Origin of the sequence: Paraplanobispora siamensis (genome assembly GCF_016863175.1) — a bacterium.
In the GTDB taxonomy this organism is placed as follows: Bacteria; Actinomycetota; Actinomycetes; order Streptosporangiales; family Streptosporangiaceae; genus Planobispora; species Planobispora siamensis.
Genome location: NZ_BOOJ01000040.1, coordinates 94,624 through 113,079, shown reverse-complemented (window position 1 = coordinate 113,079; position 18,456 = coordinate 94,624). Strand labels below are relative to the sequence as shown.

The 18,456-nt window shown below is 73.9% G+C and carries 14 protein-coding genes; 7 read left to right on the top strand and 7 right to left on the bottom strand.

The annotated features are described in order from the left end of the window. Window position 1: 1 nt before the first annotated feature. Entirely contained in the window at window positions 2–931 is a 930-nt protein-coding gene (locus tag Psi01_RS24630; protein WP_204066456.1) for a hypothetical protein, read from the top strand. Window positions 932–949: 18 nt separating this feature from the next. Then, window positions 950–4,246: a type 2 lanthipeptide synthetase LanM family protein gene (locus Psi01_RS24625; RefSeq protein WP_204066455.1), complete on the top strand. Its 3,297-nt coding sequence runs from the start codon at window positions 950–952 to the stop codon at window positions 4,244–4,246. Between the two features lie 34 nt (window positions 4,247–4,280). On the opposite strand, the gene Psi01_RS24620 is transcribed toward Psi01_RS24625, so the two are convergent. Both Psi01_RS24620 and Psi01_RS24615 read right to left on the bottom strand, forming a co-directional pair. Continuing rightward, window positions 4,281–4,535: a hypothetical protein gene (locus Psi01_RS24620; RefSeq protein ID WP_204066454.1), complete on the bottom strand. Its 255-nt coding sequence runs from the start codon at window positions 4,533–4,535 to the stop codon at window positions 4,281–4,283. A 230-nt stretch (window positions 4,536–4,765) separates the two neighbouring features. Then, a complete protein-coding gene (locus tag Psi01_RS24615) occupies window positions 4,766–6,517 on the bottom strand; it encodes an acyl-CoA dehydrogenase family protein (RefSeq protein WP_204066453.1) in 1,752 nt (583 codons plus the stop codon). A gap of 132 nt (window positions 6,518–6,649) precedes the next feature. Here Psi01_RS24615 and Psi01_RS24610 point away from each other — a divergent pair, with 132 nt between their 5' ends. Continuing rightward, a complete protein-coding gene (locus Psi01_RS24610) occupies window positions 6,650–7,414 on the top strand; it encodes a PaaX family transcriptional regulator C-terminal domain-containing protein (protein WP_204066452.1) in 765 nt (254 codons plus the stop codon). Window position 7,415: 1 nt separating this feature from the next. Here the strand turns inward: Psi01_RS24610 and Psi01_RS24605 are convergent, their stop codons facing one another. Both Psi01_RS24605 and Psi01_RS24600 read right to left on the bottom strand, forming a co-directional pair. Further along, entirely contained in the window at window positions 7,416–8,312 is an 897-nt protein-coding gene (locus Psi01_RS24605) for a TIGR03564 family F420-dependent LLM class oxidoreductase (RefSeq protein WP_204066451.1), read from the bottom strand. Between the two features lie 96 nt (window positions 8,313–8,408). Then, the gene (locus Psi01_RS24600) at window positions 8,409–10,517 is read right to left on the bottom strand and encodes a beta-glucosidase (RefSeq protein WP_204066450.1); all 2,109 of its coding nucleotides are present in this window, start codon (window positions 10,515–10,517) and stop codon (window positions 8,409–8,411) included. A 222-nt stretch (window positions 10,518–10,739) separates the two neighbouring features. Between Psi01_RS24600 and Psi01_RS24595 the strand changes: the two genes are divergently transcribed. Beyond that, window positions 10,740–12,041 (top strand): alpha-amylase family glycosyl hydrolase, encoded by a 1,302-nt coding sequence (locus Psi01_RS24595; RefSeq protein ID WP_204066449.1) that lies wholly within the window; start codon window positions 10,740–10,742, stop codon window positions 12,039–12,041. A 35-nt stretch (window positions 12,042–12,076) separates the two neighbouring features. Here Psi01_RS24595 and Psi01_RS24590 read toward each other — a convergent pair whose 3' ends face one another. Beyond that, window positions 12,077–12,565: an ester cyclase gene (locus Psi01_RS24590; RefSeq protein ID WP_204066448.1), complete on the bottom strand. Its 489-nt coding sequence runs from the start codon at window positions 12,563–12,565 to the stop codon at window positions 12,077–12,079. A gap of 210 nt (window positions 12,566–12,775) precedes the next feature. Between Psi01_RS24590 and Psi01_RS24585 the strand changes: the two genes are divergently transcribed. Next, window positions 12,776–13,024, top strand: coding sequence for a DUF5999 family protein (locus Psi01_RS24585; protein ID WP_204066447.1), 249 nt, complete (start codon window positions 12,776–12,778; stop codon window positions 13,022–13,024). A gap of 19 nt (window positions 13,025–13,043) precedes the next feature. Here the strand turns inward: Psi01_RS24585 and Psi01_RS24580 are convergent, their stop codons facing one another. Then, window positions 13,044–13,637: a collagen-like domain-containing protein gene (locus Psi01_RS24580; RefSeq protein WP_204066446.1), complete on the bottom strand. Its 594-nt coding sequence runs from the start codon at window positions 13,635–13,637 to the stop codon at window positions 13,044–13,046. Further along, window positions 13,637–13,960 carry a hypothetical protein gene (locus tag Psi01_RS24575; RefSeq protein ID WP_204066445.1) on the bottom strand — a complete coding sequence of 108 codons (324 nt, stop codon included), beginning with the start codon at window positions 13,958–13,960 and terminating at the stop codon, window positions 13,637–13,639. Before Psi01_RS24575 ends, Psi01_RS24580 begins: the two co-directional genes overlap by 1 nt. Window positions 13,961–14,425: 465 nt before the next feature. Here Psi01_RS24575 and Psi01_RS24570 point away from each other — a divergent pair, with 465 nt between their 5' ends. Then, window positions 14,426–15,577 carry an acyl-CoA dehydrogenase family protein gene (locus Psi01_RS24570; protein ID WP_239127984.1) on the top strand — a complete coding sequence of 384 codons (1,152 nt, stop codon included), beginning with the start codon at window positions 14,426–14,428 and terminating at the stop codon, window positions 15,575–15,577. 226 nt (window positions 15,578–15,803) lie between these two features. Next, on the top strand, window positions 15,804–18,413 hold the full coding sequence (locus Psi01_RS24565; RefSeq protein WP_204066444.1) for a tetratricopeptide repeat protein: 2,610 nt from the start codon (window positions 15,804–15,806) through the stop codon (window positions 18,411–18,413). The last annotated feature ends 43 nt before the right edge of the window (window positions 18,414–18,456 follow it).

The following is an 18,456-nucleotide window of genomic DNA, read 5'->3' as shown; positions in this document are numbered from 1 at the left end:
CGTGATCGGTCTCGCCGCCGCCATCGCCGGCGACTTCGCGGACCGTCCCATCCCCTACAGCCAGATTCCCGAGCAGATCGCCGACCTTCTCAGCGACTTCTCCTCCCGGCTGGGCAACGATCCGGACTGGCCCGCCGTCGCGGAGCGGGCGGCGCTGTCAGGCCGGGTGCTCGACGGGCTGGCCGTGGAGGCGGCCGCGGTGCGCAAGGCGGCCATCGTCTTCACCGAGCGCGGCACCGGTGCCGCCGAGCCGAGGTTGCGCCGTGCCGCCCGGGAGGCGGTCACGGCGCTGCAGGAGTCGTGCGAGCGCGTCGAGGGTTCTCCCATGAGACTGGCGGACCGCCGGCTGGACGCCCTGTTCGGCCGCGCCCGCGACGTGCTGGGCGATCCCGCGGTGGCGGCGGTCTTCGGCGCCGCCCCGATCCACACCGACGGAACGTCGTCCCTGCCGCCTCTGCTGGGGCAGGAGATGACCGTCCTGTACAACGCCGTCGCCGCCACGGTGACACGGCCGGAGTTCACGAGGCTGCGGCATCAGCGCCGGATGGCGGCCTTCCAGCGGGTCGCCCGGCGCGGCGCCGAGACGTTCGCCCTCGTGATGGTCGCCAAGGACGACGAGAGCCTCGACGCGGCGATGGAAAGCGCCTACGGCTGGGCCCGGGCTCTTCAGGACATCATCGCGGGTGTCGACGTGGCCAGGGCCTGGGTCGACCGGCGTTACCTGTTCGCCCTCCAGCTGCCGGAGCGGGACGTCCTGCCGGTCAATCCGGGGGGCGAGGTGGAACTCGACGTTCCGGGTCTGCAGGTGATGGCCGCGGAAGGGCTCCCGCACACCGTGACCCTGACGATCGACATGGAGATCTGCTGCTCGACCGCGGGCTGCGTCTCGATCTCGTGTCAGTCGAGCGGCGGTTGCGCCTGTGAGGCCTGAGCCGGAGGCGGACGGCGCATGACCGCGGTGTCACCGGGCCCCGCCGGCCGCTGGGCCGACGCGCTCGGGCTCGACGAACGGATCGGATTGCTGCGTGCGGCGGGTCCGGCCCCCACCGGGCGAGGCGACGGCCGGGACACCGACCGGACCGTGCTGGCCCGGTGGCGCGCGGAGCCTCAGTTCGCCTCCGCCGAGCAGTGGCCGGCCTGGCTGGAGCATGCGGGCGTGACGGAGCCGGAGTTCGGGCGGGCGCTGCAGGCCGACCCGTCGTGGCCGTCGCAGGCGGGCCCGCCGCCGTGGTGGCGGCTTGAGCTCCAGCGCGCCTACGGGCGGCCGCAGCCGGCCGACACCCCGGTCGCCGGGCCCGGGGCTCCCGGGCGTCCGCTGAAGTCGGCCTGGGGCGAGGAGCAGCGCGCGTTCCTGTGGCTGGTCCAGCCGCTCGTGACACGGGGCCGGGAACGGCTGTGCACGGGGCTGGCCGCCGTCGCGGAAACCACGGGCACAGAGGTCTTCGACTCCCGCGGATTGGAGGAGTCGCTGCTGGACGTGCTGCTACCCGAACTGCTGCGCATGGTCAACCGCACACTGGTCATGGAACTGAACCTCAGCCGCCTGCGAGGGGAACTGCGCGGCGCCACCGCGCGTGAGCGGTTCACCTCGTTCGTCGAAGGGCTGAGGGACGTCGACACCGCCTTGCGGCTGCTGGACCGCTACCCCGTTCTGGGCCGCCGGCTGGCCGTACGGACCGAGTGGTGGCTGCAGGCCGGCCTGGAGTTCGCGCGGCGGCTCGTCGCGGACCACCGGACGTTGCGCGCCGCGTTCAGCCCCGGCCGGGATCCCGGGGTCGTGACCGGGGTCGCCGGGAACCTGGGCGACAGCCACTGTCGGGGCCGCTCGGTCTTGATCGCCGAGTTCGCCCACGGGCTGCGCGTGGTCTACAAACCCCGGCCGATGGCGGTGGCGGCGCACTTCCAGCAGCTGCTGTCATGGCTCAACCACGCCGGAGCGACGCCTCCGCTGCGTGTGCTCACGGTCGTGGACCGCGGCGCCTACGGCTGGGCCGAGTACGTCGCGCACACGCCGTGTTCGTCACTGGAGGAGGTCCGGGACTTCTACCTGCGCCAAGGCGAGTTCCTGGCACTGCTCTACGCGCTTCAGGCGACGGACTTCCATGGGGAGAACGTGCTCGCCTCCGGCGCCCACCCCGTCATGGTCGATCTCGAGGCCCTGTTCCATCCCGCGCCGGTGGAGCGGGACCTGTCCTCCGCCGAGCAGGTGGCCGCGGAGCTGCTCGAGGACTCGGTCCTGCGGGTGGGGCTGCTCCCGCAGCGCACGTGGGCGACGGCCGACTCCCCCGGCTTCGACATGAGCGGCATCGGCGCGGCCGACGGCCAGCTCACCCCCTACGGGGTGCCTCACTGCAAGGACGCCGGTACGGACGTCATGCGGGTGGTCAGGGAGCCGAAGCCGGTGCGCGGATGCCGCAGCCGCCCCCGACTGCCCGATGGCGGCGACGCCGACTTCCGCGACCACGCGGACGCCGTCCTCCAGGGTTTCCGGCACTTCTACGGGCTCCTGCTCGCTCACCGCGACGAACTGCTGGCCCCGGCGGGCCCCCTGGCCGCCTTCGCCGGGGACGAGGTTCGCGTGGTCCTGCGGGAGACCCGGACATACGGCACCCTGCTGTACGAAAGCCTGCATCCCAGCGTGCTGCGCGACGGGATGGAGTGCGAGCTGTTGTTCGCCCGGCTGTGGTCCCAGGTCGCCACCCGCCCGTACCTCGCCCGCGTCGTGGCCTGCGAGCGCGAGCAGTTGTGGGACGGCGACGTGCCGGTCTTCACCGCACGGGCCGGTTCGCGTGACCTGACCGCCGGCACCGGCGCCCGGTTCGACGGGTTCCTGCCCGAGAGCGGGCTCGACCGCGTGCGCAGGCGGATCCGCCGGCTCGGGCCGGAGGACCTGGAACGGCAGATCTGGCTCATCGAAGGGACGCTGGCGGCCGCGCGCCGCGGACTCGATCCGATGGACGCGAAAACTCCGCCCGCCGGCCGGGCAGCGGGTGCGCCGTCGGTGCGCGACGTCACCCGCCGGGAACTCCCCGGCCGGGACCGGCTCCTGGCGGCCGCCGGAGCGACCGGGGACCGGCTGGAGGCGCTGGCGCTGCGCGGGAAGGCCGACGAGGACGCCGTCTGGCCGGGCTTCAGCCTGGCCGGCCACGGGCAGTGGACGCCCACCGTGCTCGGCCCCGACCTGTACGACGGGACCGCCGGGATCGCCCTCTTCCTCGGCCGGCTCGCCTCCGTCACCGGAGAGGACCGCTACGCCTCCCTCGCGCGGGCCGCGACCCGGACCCTGGAGAGACAGGTGTCACGTGCCGGGGACGCGCCGCAGGGCATCGGCGCGTTCAACGGCCTGGCCGGAGCGGTCTACGCGCTGACGCATCTCGGTGTGCTCACGGGCACGCCGCGGCTGCTCGACCGGGCGCAGGAGGTCGCCGAGCGCCTCCCACCGCTCATCGAGCTGGACGACCAGTACGACGTCATCGCCGGCGCGGCCGGATGCATCGGCGCCCTGGCCTGCCTTCACCGCGCGCGTCCCACTCCGGGCACCCTGTCGGCCGCGGTCCGGTGCGGTGACCACCTGCTCTCCCACAGCCGGCTTGTCCGCAACGTCCCGACCTGGCCGAACCCGCCCCTGGGACCCGAGCCGCTCACCGGGTTCTCGCACGGGACCGCGGGCATCGCCTGGGCCCTGGCGGAACTGGCTGAGCTCAGCGGGCTGGAACGCTTCCGTACGACGGCCTACGAGGCCCTGTCCTACGAACGCGAGCGGTTCGACGCCGGACTGGCGAACTGGCCCGATCTGCGGACCTGGGGCGATCCCGGTGCGGACAGGAGACCGATGGTCGCGTGGTGCCACGGCGCGGCCGGGATCGGCCTGGGCCGGCTCGCGATGCTCTCGCACTGCCGCGAACCGGACCGCGCCGCCGGCCTGCGCGCCGAGGCGCTCATCGCCGCGGTCACAGCCTCGGCCCAGGGCTTCGGTCAGAGCCACTCGCTCTGCCACGGCGACCTGGGCAACCTCGAACTCCTCACCAGGGCCGCGGACACGCTGGGCGAACCGGAGCTGTCGGCACGTGCGGCGGTGGCGGCGACCCGGGTGCTGGACGCCGTCGAGCGCGGCCACCGGCAGTGCGGCCTGCCGATCGGCGTGGAATCGCCCGGCCTGATGACGGGCCTGGCCGGCATCGGGTACGGACTCCTCCGGCTCGCCGAGCCCTCCGTCCCGTCCGTCCTGCTTCTGGAAGGACCGTGACCGCGGGCGGCGAGCCCTCCGGCGGTCGCAACGGTCATCGCATATCGCCGCCATCGCGGTTCTCCGGACCGCGATGGCCGGGATCCGGCGGCGATGCCGTCGTCCCCGACTGTTCGCGGAGCCAGTATGCGGCGGCCTCCCGGACCTCCTCGGCCGGATCGCCCGCTGCCGCGCGTACCGCGTCCGCATACGGATGGGCGGCCTTCTTCCACCACAGCAGGGACAGGATCGCCAGCCGCCGCACGGCGGCGTCCGGGTCTTCGCCGATCGACCGGGCGATCAGGGGCACGACCCGCCGGGCGACGGCCGGACCGAGACTCGGTCTCCCGGTGGATCCGGTCCAGCGCCGCGGCGTAGAACCGCTCGTCACCGTGCTCGGCGACAGTCAGCCGAATGCGCTGCGCCAGCTCGTCGGCCAGCACCCGTTCGAAGTCCTCCCAGTCCAGACGCGTCGGCATCCCGCCATCCTGCCGGATGCGACCGTCCTCGCCTCACGCGGCCCGGCCAGGTGCATCGGGATCAGAGGGTGAGGGCTCCCTCCAGCAGCTCGTCGAAGCGGGTCAGGTCCTCGGCCGGGCGGTCCAGGCCGCGCAGCGGGCCGTGGTCGGCCAGGTGGGCCTCGGCGTACAGCCGGGCGACCAGGGCCTTGCGGTCGGTGCCGAACTCACGGCGCTCCCAGCCCGCCTGCTCCAGCAGCAGCGCGGCGGCGTAGACGTCGCACATGAACCGGGCCAGCGGGAACAGCCGGGCCTCGGCCGCGGCCGCATCCAGGCCCGAGCAGACGGTGATCGCCTTGCGCAGGTCCTCGATCCGCAGCCGCACCAGGTTGGCGGTGGCCTCGTCACCGGGCGGCGCCTGCCGTACGGCCCCGGTCAGGCGGTCCAGGAACGGCTCGTGGGCGTTCTCCCGCAGCATCGCCCGCCGCACGTCCAGGCACAGGATGTTGTCGCCGCCCTCCCAGATCGTGTTGACCTGGGCGTCGCGCAGGATGCGGGCGACCGGCCACTGCTCGATGTAGCCGTTGCCGCCGTGGATCTCGATCGCGTCGCTGGCCGCGGTGACGCCGAGCCGGGCGGCGCGGAGCTTGACCAGTGCGGGGGCCAGGCGCAGGCCGGGGTTGAGGGTGCCGTCGAAGACCATCGCCTGGGCGGCCTCGACCTCGACGATCATCTCGGCCAGCTTGCGGCGCATCAGCGGCTGGTCGATGAGCGCGGCGCCGAAGGCCTCCCGGCTGCGGGCGTAGCAGATCGACTCGACCAGGGCGCGGCGGGCGCAGCCCAGGCCCATCATGGCGATGGCCAGGCGGGCGCCGTTGGTGAGCGTCATCATCCGGGCCAGGCCCTTGCCGTCGCCGGTGCCGCGCGGGTCGGGGGCGAGCAGGAACGCCTCGACGTCGGCGAACTCGACCTCGGCCGAGGCCACCGAGCGGGTGCCGAGCTTGTCCTTGAGCCGGCGGATCCGGATGCCGTTGTGGCTCCCGTCGCGGCGTTCGCGCAGCACCAGGAAGGGCGAGACCCCGCGCACCCCGTCCTCGGCGCCCTCGGGCTTGGCCAGCACGACGAAGGCCGAGCCGTTGGCGTTGGAGGCGAACCACTTCAGGCCGTTCAGCCGCCAGGCGTCGCCGTCGGAGGTGGCGGTGGTCTCCAGCGCGCCGAGGTCGGAGCCGCCGGAGCGCTCGGTGAACATCTGCGCGGCCTCGCCGGAGAACATGCCGTCGGCGAAGATCTCCCGGACCCGCGCCTTGACGTCCTCGGGCGCGAACGACTCGGCCATCAGCACCACCATGTCGCCGCCGGTGCCCAGCGCGCAGCCCATGCCGATGTCGGCCTGGTAGAGCAGGTAGTGCCAGGCCGCGGTCATCACCGACGGATCGGCCCCGGCCTCCTTCGCCTCCGCGCCGAACTCCGGCCGGGTGAAGCTGCGCGCGACCAGCTCGCGCCGGGCCGCCTCGAAGGACGGCGGCATGACGATCCGGCTGACGTCGCGGCCCCAGCGGTCGTAGCGCTCCAGGCGGGGCGGGTTGCGGTCGGTCTCCTCGGCGTGCTCCAGGATCGGCCCGGCCATCAGCGCGCCGGCCCGCTCCAGGTGGGGGGCGGCCCACCGCAGGCCCTCGGCGCCGAGGTGACGGCGCATCAGGAAGCCCAGGGTGGGGTCGCAGCCGTACCAGTTCAGCCCGGCCGCGCCCTGGTAGCGCTCGGTGGCGTAGCGCCGGGACTTGTCCGGGGTGCCGAAGGGCAGCTGGTCGACCGGCTCGACGAGATAGGAAGCCATACTCGGATATTACGTTTTTCTGACACGTGATGGGAAGATGTAATGGCCAGGATCGCGGACGGCTTCATCCGCCACCGGGTACGGCTCGCGCTCCGAAGCCCCGCCGGGCAGGCCCTATGCTCTGGACCGCCGATGAAGAACGAAGACCCGCCGGACCTCCGGCCGCTGACCGCGCGCTCGGTCGTCCTCAGCACGCTGCTGGGCGCCCACCCGCCCCACCTGAAGGCCCGCCACCTGGTGCGCGCGGGCGAGCTGTTCGGCATCTCCGAGGGGACGGTCCGGGTGGCGCTCTCGCGCATGGTCGCGGCGGGCGATCTCGGCCAGACCGGCGACGGCTCCTACCGGCTCGGCGAGCGCCTGCGAGAGCGCCAGGCGCGCCAGGACGCCAGCCGCTCCCCGGTCACGCGCGCGTGGGACGGTTCGTGGCAGGTGGCGATCGTCACCGCGGAACGGCGCCCGGCCGCCGAACGCGCCGCGTTCCGGGAGGCCATGGCGGCGTTGCGCATGGCCGAGATCCGTGAGGGCGTGTGGATGCGCCCGGACAACCTGGTCCGGGAGGGCCCGGCCGGGGAAGGCGGAATCCCCCATCCCGCGATCGCCGCCGGGCAGTGCACGTTCCTGCGGGCCGTACCGGAAGGGGATCCGGCCGCGCTGGCGGCGTCCCTGTGGGACCTTCCGGCCTGGGCGGAGCGGGCGCGGGCGCTGCGGGCGCGGTTCGACGCGGCCTCCTCCGTCACCGACCGGTTCACCCTGGCCGCGGCGATCCTGCGGCACCTGCTCACCGACCCCCTGCTCCCGCCCGGCCTCCTGCCCGGAGACTGGCCGGGAGCAGAGCTGCGCCACCGCTACGACCTGTTCGAGGAAGAGTTCGGCGCCCTCTTCCGCGATCATCTGTAGGTCAGAGCAGGGACCGCAGGAAGTCCCTCGTGCGCTGGTCGCGGCCGAACTCGGAGGCGGCGAAGTCGGTGACCCCGGCCTTGGCGAGGGTCTCCAGCTGGGCGCCCACGGTGTCCTCGTCGCCGATGAGGGCGACCTGGGCGGGGCCCTCCGCGCCTTCCTTGTCGAGCATGGCGCGGTAGGAGGGCAGATGGCCGTAGACGGCGAAGACCTCGGCCGCGCGGGCGCGGGCGGCCTCGACGTCGTCGGTGACGCAGACCGGCAGGCCGCAGACGATCCTCGGCGCGGGGCGTCCCGCCGCGCGGGCCGCCTCGGTGACGGCGGGGGCCACGTGCTCGGTGACGGTCTTGGGACCGGTCATCCAGAGCACGGTGCCGTCGGCGACCTCTCCGGCGAGCCTGAGCATGCGCGGGGCCAGCGCGGCGATGAGGACCGGCATGTCGCCCGTGCCCGGGGTGTTCAGGCCGATCTTCGCGGTGAGGGTCTCGCCCTCGAACTCCACGTTCTCCCCGCGTATCAGCGGGACCAGGACCGAAAGGTACTCGCGCATGTGCCGGGCGGGCTTGTCGAAGCTGTAGCCGTACATGCCCTCGATGACGATCTGGTGCGAGAGCCCGATGCCGAGCGCCAGCCGCCCGCCGAGGGCGGTGTTGACCGTGAGCGCCTGCTGGGCGAGGACGGCCGGGTGGCGCGGGTAGGTCGGCACGACCGCGGTGCCGAGTTCGATGCCCGGCACCTGGCTGCCCGCCACGGCGAGCGCGGTCAGGGCGTCGAGGCCGAAGATGTTGGATACCCATGCCGAGGGGAAGCCCTCGTCGGCGGTGCGGGCGATCCTGTCCCGCAGTTTGCCGAGCGCCTCGGGGCCCTGGGGCTCGTCGAGGTACAGTCCGATTCGCATCGCTACCGAACTCCATTCTGGTCGTTCGGGCTAGTCTAGAACTTCCTTCCGCCCGCCCGGAGAGGCGCCTGGCGGTCATCCCCGCACACCCAGGTTCTAGCGGCGGATCGTCCCGCGCAACGGCAGGTCCCGCGATGAGGCCCCGACGCGCACGGTGTACCCGCCGGGCACCGTCGTCCACCTGCCGCCGCGCCAGATCTGGAACGCCCTGGCCGGGAGCCGGAAGGTGACCGTGGCCGACTCCCCCGGCGCGAGCCGTACCTTGGCGAACCCGCGCAGCTGCCGCGGCGGCTCCGCGGCGCCGCGGGGGAACTGCAGATAGAGCTGGGGTACGGCGACGCCCGGCCGCTTCCCGGTGTTGCGCACCGTGGCCCGGACCGTGGTCCCGGAGACCGACAGCCCCCGGTAGGAGAACGTGGTGTAGGACAGCCCGTGCCCGAAGGGGAACAGCGGCTCGATGCCGGCCGCGTCGAAGTGGCGGTAGCCGACGCGCAGCCGCTCGCTGTAGACCTGCCGCAGGCCCACCCCGGGGAACTGCCGGCGGGTGCCGGCCGGATAGTCGGACGCGCGCCCGGCGATGGTCATCGGCAGGCGCCCGCCGGGGTCGGCGTCGCCGAACAGCACGGCGGCCAGCGCGTTGCCCAGTTCCTGACCGCCGAGGAAGGACGAGACCACGGCCTTCGTCCTCCCGGTCCAGGGCATGAGGACCTGGGCGGGGCTGGTGAGCACGACCACGGTGTCCGGGTTGGCGGCGGCGACGGTCTCGATCAGCCTGTCCATGTTCCCGGGCAGCCGCAGGCTCTTGCGGTCCTCCCCCTCCTGGGTGACCAGCCCGGCCACGACCACGGCGACGTCGGCCTCGCGCGCGGCGTCGGCGGCTTCACGCAGCCCGGCCGCGCCCCCGCCGTCCCCCGGCGTGTAGGTCACCTCGCCGCCGGCCCGCCCCCTGATCCCCTCGTACGGCGTGACCACGTACGGCGGCAGCACCCGCCCCGAGCCCGCCGAGGTGATCCGGACGTCGTCGTGGGCGGCGGTCCCGATGACGGCGATGCTGCCGGTGTCCTCCCGCAGCGGGAGGAGACCGCCCCGGTTCTTCAGCAGCGTGGTCCCGGAGACCGCGATCTCGCGGGCCAGGGCGGTGTGCGCCGCGGTGCGGACGTTGCGGCCCGGCGTGCCGTACCTCGTCGTGAAGAGCCCGTCGGCGATCATCGGCGTGAGCACCCGGCGGGCCATGTCGTCCAGCCGGGCCTCGGGGAAGCTCCCCGTGGCCAGCCCCACCCTGAGGTTGGCGGAGAACAGCGGGTCGTCGGGCATGGCCTGGTCGAGCCCGGCGCGGGCGGCCCTCTGACCGCTCCGGGTGGCCAGCCAGTCGGACATGACCCAGCCGTCGAAGCCCATGGACCTCTTCAGGTCGTCGGTGAGCGTCTTGCGGTTCTCGCAGGCGAAGGCGCCGTTGACCCGGTTGTAGGCGCACATGACCGCCCCGGCCCCGGCCTCGACGGCGGCCTCGAACGGCGGATAGTAGATCTCCCGCAGCGTGCGCTCGTCGATGACCGCGTTCACGAGCATGCGGTCGGTCTCCTGGTTGTTGCCGACGTAGTGCTTGACGGTGGGGATGACGTTCCGGCTGCGGATGCCCCTGACCTCCTGGGCGGCCAGCTCACCGGTGAGGTACGGATCCTCCCCGAAGCTCTCCCAGACCCGGCCCGACTGGGGCACCCGCAGGATGTCCACGGCGGGCGCGAGGTGCACGTTGATCCCCTTGCCCCGGGCCTCCGCCCCGAGGGCGGCGCCGAACCGGCGGGCGAGGGCGGGGTCCCAGGTGGCGGCGAGGGTGATGGGCGCGGGGAAGGCGGTCACGCCCTTGACGTCGCTGACGCCGTGCGGGCCGTCGTGCAGGCGCAGCTCAGGGATGCCGAGCCGGGGGACGCCCTTGACCCTGCCCCGCGGGACCAGCGCCAGGCCGTGACCGCGCACCATGTTCAGCTTCTCGTCCGTCGTCATCGCATCGAGGAGGAGTTCCACCCGCTCGGCGACGGACCGGTTCTCGTCGAGCCAGGGCCGCCGGTCCCGTCCGGGGTCGGCCCCCCTGTCCGCCGCGGCGGGTCCGGCGGCCGCGGCGCCGGTCGCCGGGAGCGGGCAGGCCAGGAGCAGCGCGGCGAGGAGACCGGCGGCCGCGGTGGCGGAACGTCTCAGGCCCGGCACGGGCGCCCCCTGAAGTGTCACGTCGGTGGGAGCCGATCCTGGCCCCGCCCGCCGGTCGTGATCTATGGCCTCCCGCCACAACACGGCGGGAGCAATGTGGCATGTGATACGAGAAACACGGCAGGGCGGTTTCCGGTACGCCATTCATGGGAGAACCCGATGGACCGGAAAACCCCGGCAGCCGACCGTCTCCCCTCGGGGACCGCCCGCGAAGGAGCGACCGTGGCGTCATGGGCCGATCACGCGATCTGGTGGCAGGTGTACCCGCTGGGGTTCACCGGTGCCGAGGCCGCCGCCCTCCCGGCCGCCGAGCCGGTACGGCACCGCCTGCGGCACCTGGAGAACTGGCTGGACTACGCCGTCGAGCTGGGCTGCTCCGGCCTGCAGCTGGGCCCGGTCTTCGCCTCGGAGACCCACGGGTACGACACGGTCGACCATTTCAGGATCGACTCCCGGCTCGGGGACGACGCCGACTTCGACCGTTTCGTCGCCGCCGCCCGCGACCGGGGCCTGCACGTGCTCCTGGACGGGGTGTTCAACCACGTCGCCCGGGGCTTCCCGGTGTTCGAGCGGGCGGAGGCCGACCCGAGCGCCGCCGCCTGGTTCCGGCGCTCCCCCTCCGGAGGGGACTACGACACCTTCGAGGGGCACCGCCATCTGGTGGCCCTGAACCACGACGAGCCCGCCGTGCTCGACCACGTCGTGCGCGTCATGGACCACTGGCTCGGCCGGGGCGTGTCGGGATGGCGGCTCGACGCCGCCTACGCCGTACCGCCGGAGTTCTGGCGCCGGACCCTGGAGCGGGTCCGCCCGCGCCACCCCGGCGCGTGGTTCGCCGGAGAGGTGCTGCACGGCGACTACGCCGAGTACGTCCGGGAGAGCGGGCTGGACTCGGTCACCCAGTACGAGCTGTGGAAGGCGATCTGGAGCTCGCTCAACGACGGCAATTTCTACGAGCTCGCCTGGGCCCTGGAGCGGCACAACGGGTTCCTGAAGACCTTCGCGCCGCTGACCTTCGCCGGCAACCACGACGTGACCCGGCTGGCCAGCCGGCTGACCGACGGGCGTCATCTCGGCCACGCCCTGGCCGTGCTGTTCACCGTCGGGGGCGTGCCCAGCGTCTACTACGGCGACGAGCAGGCCTACCGGGGGATCAAGGAGGAACGCGCGGGCGGCGACGACGCGGTTCGCCCGGTCTTCCCCGGCTCCCCCGCCGGACTGCCCGCGGCCGGCCGGCCCGTCCACCGGCTGCACCGCAGGCTGATCGGGCTGCGTCGCCGCCACCCGTGGCTGGTGCGGGCCCGCACCACCGCCCGGAACCTGGACAACACCACCGTCGCCCTGCTCTCCGCCGACCCCGACCATCCCGGTGAGGAGCTCCTGACGCTGCTCAACGTGGGCGACCGGCCCCACCGATTCCCGGCCGAGAGCGCCGGCCGGGCCGTACTGGAGTCCTCCGGCGGGACCGCCGCGGACCCGTATCTCGTCCCGGCCCACGGCTGGCGGATCCTGGGCCGCGGGTGATCCCCGGCGCGGCCGGGGACCGGCCGCGCCGGGGATCACCGCAGGCGTGAACCGGCCGCGCGGGGGCGGATCTCCACCGTCTTGTCCAGGTCGATCGGGTGCGCGCCCGCGGGCGTCCCGGCGGTGAGCTGGCGGAGCAGGTCCAGCTCGTCGGCGACCATCCACACGGCGGTCACCAGGCCGTCCTCCACGGTGAGGACGTCGATCACGCGCAGCCGCACGGTCCTGCCGGTGGCGGGGACCGTGCCGAACGGCGTCGTCAGCGGGCCGACGTGGCGGGCGCGCATGCGGAAGGCGAGGACGACCCGTCCCGGCGTCTCGACCACCTCCACCGGCTCCATCGCGAGGTCGGCGTAGGTCCGGTGCAGCTCGCGGGCCCGCTGGACCAGGCCGGCGACGGTGAAGGCCGTGCCGTTCACGGTCAGCGGGTCGGCGTACAGCGCGCGGAAGGCCGCCTCGGCGGCCGCGGGGTCGGCGGGCGGCGCCTGCCACAGCTCCAGGAGCCGATCGGTGAGAGAGGACATGCCCGGAGTGTCATCCGGCGGCGGATCCCCCGCCATGGAGCTCTGCACAGCCGCAACCGGTAAAAAATCCTGGACGGCCGGAGCGGACCCGTACTTCTCCACAGAGCGGTCTCACGGGTATTTGTACGAGGACGGGCCGGGGTCCGGGGGCGATGCTGAGGGAGTTCGACGGCCAGCATCCGTACCCGAGACGAACCCCCGAGGCCTGTCATGTGCCAGCACGAACCCCACTGCCCCTCCGCCGACGCCTCCGACCGCGAGGCCGCCCGCCCCGTCGCCTTCCGCCCCGAGCAGGGCTGGACCCTGCTGTGCAACGGCGTCGTGCTGTTCGAGGACACCGGCGCCCTGCTGCCCGATGGCCGCGCCGTCGCGCCGCACCGGCCCGTGCCGGCTCCGCACCGCTCCGCCTCCCGCCGCGCGCCGCGTCCCTCCCGCCGCTGCCTGGTCCCGGCCGCCTGATCCCGGCCGCCCGACCCGGTCAGGGCGCCGGGACCCCGGCGGGCGCGGTCTCCGTGGTGCACGGCCACGGGGTCCCCTCCGGCATGGGGCTGCAGAACACCCGGTCGGGGGCGGGCCCCCGCTCACCCTGCGGTCCCTGCTCGCCCTGAGGTCCCCGTTCACCCTGAGGACCCCGCTCGCCGTCGGCTCCCCGCTCGCCCTGCGGGCCGGCCTCGCCCCTGGGCCCCGTCTCCCCCTGCGGACCGGAGGAGCCCTGAGGGCCGACGGGACCGGGGGGTCCGATCTTCCCCTTGAGACCCTGGCGGCCGCGCGGACCGGCCGGGCCTGGCGATCCCTCCGGGCCCGGCGGGCCCTGGATCCCGGGGGGGCCCTGCGGCCCCATCGGTCCGGGGCGGCCCGCCCGCCCCTGGGGACCCGCCGGGCCGACGTGGGGGACGCCGCCCAGCTGGCGGACCTGATGGACGAGCACCTCGCGGTCGTACTGGGCGTCCTGGAGCCGCTCTCCGAGGTCGCGGATGGCCATCGACACCCACACCGCCAGAGCCACCAGCACCCCGAGGGTCAGGACGAGCAACAGGTCGCGTCGGGTGACGTGCAATCTGGCCAGGCGCATCAGGCGGTTCCGTTCAGTGAGAGCCAGATCTGGACCAGCAGGGACACCAGCAGCAGGCCCGCGGGGATGACCCCCGCGTAGACGCTCTGCCGCCAGTTGGCCCCTCTGTCGCGTTCGCGGGCTTCGATCCTGCTGATGATCGACTTGAGCTCCTCGTCGATGCGGCGCTGGAGCTCCTCCAGGTCCCGCTCGATGGAGGTGAACCGCCGCTCACTCGCCCGCTGCTCGGCCAGGAACAGCTCCTGGGAGGTGAGTCGCTGGGCCGCGTACTGCAGGTCGTTGAGGCGCCGGGCCAGCTCGCCGGGAGAGGGGTCATGATGCATGATCACCTCCCGGACCGCCCTCGGGCGGTGGCGTTCCCGCGACGGGGATGTGATCCACACGGCGTGCTCGCGCCGCGCATGGTTGCTGCAGCGTCATCCGGCTCCTTCCGGGGGTGGTGAGCGGACGGGTGGACGTCGTACGGCGGTGCCGCGAACCGCATCACCGTACTACTAAAAGTAATCGACCAGTAATGCGTTGTGAGGATGCCATTGCCTTTCTTTAGAATTGCGCGCCGATGATGAGCGCCCCTCGCACCGGGTCGGCCCGCTTTCCGTCATTCGGGAGCGAAAGCCGTAGGCGTCCATGGAAACGGCGGTGTCGGACGTCGGGGGCACGACCTGGGCATCCGGGCCGGTGAGGCGGCCGGGAACCGCACCGGGAGGCGCCGCGGCGAAAGGCATCCGGTTTACCGCGGGATCGGCCGCGACCGGTTGACCCTGCGCTTCCTGGGCAGGGGGCGGCGCATGATGACAGGTGACTTCTATGACTACTTCGAACTGCTCGGCGACGACGAGAAGGAGATCGTCCTTCGCGTGCGCGAGTTCATGGCGGAGAAGGTCGCGCCCATCGCCGACGAGGCCTGGACCAACGCCAGGTTCCCCCACCATCTGATCCCGGAGTTCGCCAAGCTCGACGTCGCGGGTCTGGCGTACCGGGGGGCGCGGAGCCTGCTGACCGGGTTCGTGGTGCTGGAGATGAACCGGGTGGACCCCTCCATGGGCACGTTCTTCGGCGTGCACAACGGATTGGCGATGGGCAGCATCCACCGGCTCGGCTCCGAGAAGCAGCGCGAGCGGTGGCTGGAGCCGATGGCCGCCATGGAGAAGATCGGCGCCTTCGCCCTCACCGAGCCCGAGGGCGGCTCCGACGTCGCGGCCGGACTGCGCACGACGGCGCGGCGCGAGGGCGACGTGTGGGTGCTCAACGGCGCCAAGCGCTGGATCGGCAACGCGACCTTCGCCGACCTGGTCGTCGTGTGGGCCAAGGACGAGGCCGACGGCCAGGTCAAGGGCTTCCTGGTGGAGAAGGGGACGCCGGGGTTCACCGCCACGAAGATCGAGAACAAGATCGCCCTGCGGACGGTGCAGAACGCCGACATCACCCTCACCAACTGCCTGGTCCCCGAGACCAACCGGCTGCAGGGCGCGAACGGCTTCCGCGACACGGCCACGATCCTGCGCCAGACCCGCGGCGGCGTGGCCTGGCAGGCGGTGGGCTGCATGATGGGCGCCTACGAGCGCGCTCTGTCCTACGCCAAGGAACGCGAGCAGTTCGGTCGCCCCATCGCCGGATTCCAGCTGGTCCAGGACCTGCTGGTGCGCATGCTGGGCAACGTGACCTGCTCGCTGGGCATGGTCGTACGGCTGGCGCAGCTGCAGGACGCGGGCGTCTACAAGGACGAGCACTCGGCGATGGCCAAGGCCTTCTGCACCGCGCGCATGCGCGAGGCCGTGGGCTGGGGCCGGGAGATCATGGCCGGCAACGGGATCGTCCTGGACTACGGCATGGGCCGGTTCGTGGCCGACTCCGAGGCGATCTACTCCTACGAGGGGACCCGGGAGATCAACAGCCTGATCGTGGGCCGCGCGATCACCGGCCTCGGCGCCTTCGTCTGAGGCGGGGTGCCACCCGGACGCCTGCGGCGGATCCCGCCTGGCCGTCCGAGGCGGGCCCGGCCGGGTGCCCGACGCGGATCCCGGCAGACGACTGAGACAGGTCCCGCCCGAGCGTCCGGGGCGGATCCCAGCCGGACGCCTGAGACGAGTTCCGCCCGCAGGGCCGGCGGTGGCGGGTTCGCGGCATGCCCGTGCGGTTTTCCCGTGCAGCGGGCAATCTTGGAAAGTGCCGACCGCCTCCCCCTCGGAACCCTCTTCCGGGTCTCCTCCCGTCTCCCCCGGCGCTCCCGCGCCCCGGCCGCGTGCCCGGCGCCGGGCGGCGGTCGTCGCGGTGGTGACCGTCTCGGCGGTGCTCCTGACCGCGGGACTGGTGGGGTTTTTCCTCGCCGATCCGTTGCGGGTGCCGGAGGAGGTGCTGGAAGTCCTCGACAAGCGGGCCAGCGTGATCAGCATGTTCGTCGGCATCGCCGGTCTGCTGGTCGCCGGGGCCGCGCTGCTGGCGCAGCTGCGCCGATCTCCCCCGGGCGGGCCCGCCTCCGGAGACGGTGCCCGTGCGATCCCCGGGCGGGACGCGAACGGCGCCGGTGCGATCGCCGGGCGGAGCCCGGACAGTCCCGCCGCGGTCGCGGCGCCCGCGGCGTTCCCCGCGCTGCGTCCGAGGCTGCCGGCCGTCGCGAGCGTGTCAGCCGCCGGGACGATCGGGTTGCCGCGCCTGCCGTCGCCGGTGTTCACCGGCCGCCGGGAGCAGCTGCGCCTGCTGGAGCGGGCCGGTGCGGGCACGATCGGTCAGGGCGGGCCCAGGCAGAGCGGGGCCAGGCAGAGCGGGGCCGGACAGAGCGGGGCGGCGCAGGGTGTGGTGGCGCAGGTCGTGGTCGGGCTGGGTGGCGTCGGCAAGAGCGAGCTGGTCCTGCACCACGCCCACCGGCACCGCGAGGACTACCGGCTGGTGTGGTGGATCGACGCCGAGAGCCCCGAGAGCATCCAGGCGGGCCTGGCCGGGCTGTGCCGGGCGCTGTGCGCGGCGACCGCGAGCGCGGCGGCGGTCCAGGCCCCCGCCGAGGAGGCCGCCGCTTGGGCGCTGACGTGGCTGGCCTCCTGCGGATCGTGGCTGCTGGTCTTCGACAACGTCGAGGACGCCGGTCATCTCCACCCGATCCTCGGGCGTCTGCGCGCCGGGCACGTGCTCGTCACCAGCAGGCGCGACATCGGCTGGGAGGAGCTCGGACCGGTGCTGCGCCTGGCCCCCCTGTCCCGGGGGGACGCGGTCCGGCTGCTGCTGCGGACCGCCGGGCCCGCGGCCTCGGCCGACCGCGCCGCGGCCGGAGAGCTCGCCGCGGAGCTGGGCGAGCTGCCGCTGGCGTTGAAGCAGGCCGGCGCCTACATCGCCGCCACCCCGGGCATGGACGCCGCCCGCTATCTGCGCCTGCTGCGCACTACCCCGCAGCGCGCCCTGGCCGCCGGATCCCCCCGGCGCGGCGACGAGGTCGTGGCCCGCACCTGGGCGGTGACGGAGGCGCGCGTCGAGCGGGCGAACCCGCTGGCGACGCGGCTGCTGCGGCTGATGGCCTGCTACGCCCCCGACCACCTGCCGTGCGACGTGCTGTACGGGCTGCCGGACGCCGACGAGGCCGCCGTGGCCGAGGCGCTGGGCATGCTGGCCTCGTACAGCATGATCAGCCGATCACCCGACGGCCTGCGCGTCGGCGTGCACCGCCTGGTGCAGGCCGTCGTCCTGGCCGACCTGCCCGAGCACGAGCGCGCCGCCGCCCGGGAGACGGCGGCCCGGCTGCTGCGGGACGCGCTGCCGCCCGATCCGCAGCACCCCGGCTCCTGGGCGGCCTACGCCGGGCTGCTGCCGCACGCCCGCGCCGTCCTGGCCCCGGACTCCCCCGGCATGGGGGCCGTCCTGGACTATCTGCGGGCGAGCGGCGGCCACCGCACCGCCCGGACGTTGCAGGAGCGCCGCTGCGCCGTCCTGCTCGGCGCCCTGGGCCCCGAGCACCCGGACGCCCTGACGGCCCGCGCCGACCTGGCCTACTTCACCGGGGAGAGCGGGGACGCGGTCGCGGCGCGGGACGGGTTCGCGGAACTGGTCCCGGCCTACGAACGCATCCTCGGGCCCGACCATCCCGAGACGCTGGTGGCCGGCGCCGCGCTCGCCCGTTTCACCGGGGAGGCCGGAGACGCGCGGACGGCCGTGGAGCGGTATACGGCGCTGGTCCCGGCGTACGGGCGGGTGCTGGGCCCCGGGCATCCCGAGACGCTCAGGACCCGGGCCAACCTCGCCCGCTTCACCGGGACGTCGGGGGACGCGGACGCGGCGCGGGACGGGTTCGCGGAACTGGTCCCGGCCTACGAACGCATCCTCGGGCCCGACCATCCCGACACCCTGCGCGCCCGCGCCGGCCTCGCCCGCTGGACGGGGGCGGCGGGCGATCCGGCCGCCGCCAGGGACCGGTACGCGGAGTTGGTCCCGGTGCACGAGCGGACGCTGGGCTCCGAGCACCCGGACACCCTGCGGGCCCGCGCCGAGCTCGGCTACTGGACGGGCGTGGCGGGCGACCCGGCCGCCGCCAGGGACCACTTCGCCGCCCTGGTCCCCGTACGCGAACGGGTGCTCGGTCCCGAGCACCCCGACACCCTGCGCGCCCGCGCCAACCTGGCCCGCTGGACGGGCGTGGCGGGCGACCCGGCCGCCGCCAGGGACCACTTCGCCGCCCTGGTCCCCGTACGCGAACGGGTCCTGGGTCCCGAGCACCCCGACACCCTGCGCGCCCGCGCCGGCCTCGCCCGCTGGAGCGGGGAGGCCGGCGGGGTCGCGGATCCACCGGTGTGACCGGCGTCACCGGCCGGCCCGCGAACCCTGCGGGACGCCGGAT

What these genes read in the sequence shown, in the direction of transcription:
- Psi01_RS24625 (WP_204066455.1), top strand. Translation starts at nt 950, where the DNA reads ATGACCGCGGTGTCACCGGGCCCCGCCGGCCGCTGGGCCGACGCGCTC.
- Psi01_RS24615 (WP_204066453.1), bottom strand. Translation starts at nt 6,517, where the DNA reads ATGGCTTCCTATCTCGTCGAGCCGGTCGACCAGCTGCCCTTCGGCACC.
- Psi01_RS24610 (WP_204066452.1), top strand. Translation starts at nt 6,650, where the DNA reads ATGAAGAACGAAGACCCGCCGGACCTCCGGCCGCTGACCGCGCGCTCG.
- Psi01_RS24605 (WP_204066451.1), bottom strand. Translation starts at nt 8,312, where the DNA reads ATGCGAATCGGACTGTACCTCGACGAGCCCCAGGGCCCCGAGGCGCTC.
- Psi01_RS24590 (WP_204066448.1), bottom strand. Translation starts at nt 12,565, where the DNA reads ATGTCCTCTCTCACCGATCGGCTCCTGGAGCTGTGGCAGGCGCCGCCC.
- Psi01_RS24585 (WP_204066447.1), top strand. Translation starts at nt 12,776, where the DNA reads ATGTGCCAGCACGAACCCCACTGCCCCTCCGCCGACGCCTCCGACCGC.
- Psi01_RS24580 (WP_204066446.1), bottom strand. Translation starts at nt 13,637, where the DNA reads ATGCGCCTGGCCAGATTGCACGTCACCCGACGCGACCTGTTGCTCGTC.
- Psi01_RS24575 (WP_204066445.1), bottom strand. Translation starts at nt 13,960, where the DNA reads ATGCATCATGACCCCTCTCCCGGCGAGCTGGCCCGGCGCCTCAACGAC.
- Psi01_RS24570 (WP_239127984.1), top strand. Translation starts at nt 14,426, where the DNA reads ATGATGACAGGTGACTTCTATGACTACTTCGAACTGCTCGGCGACGAC.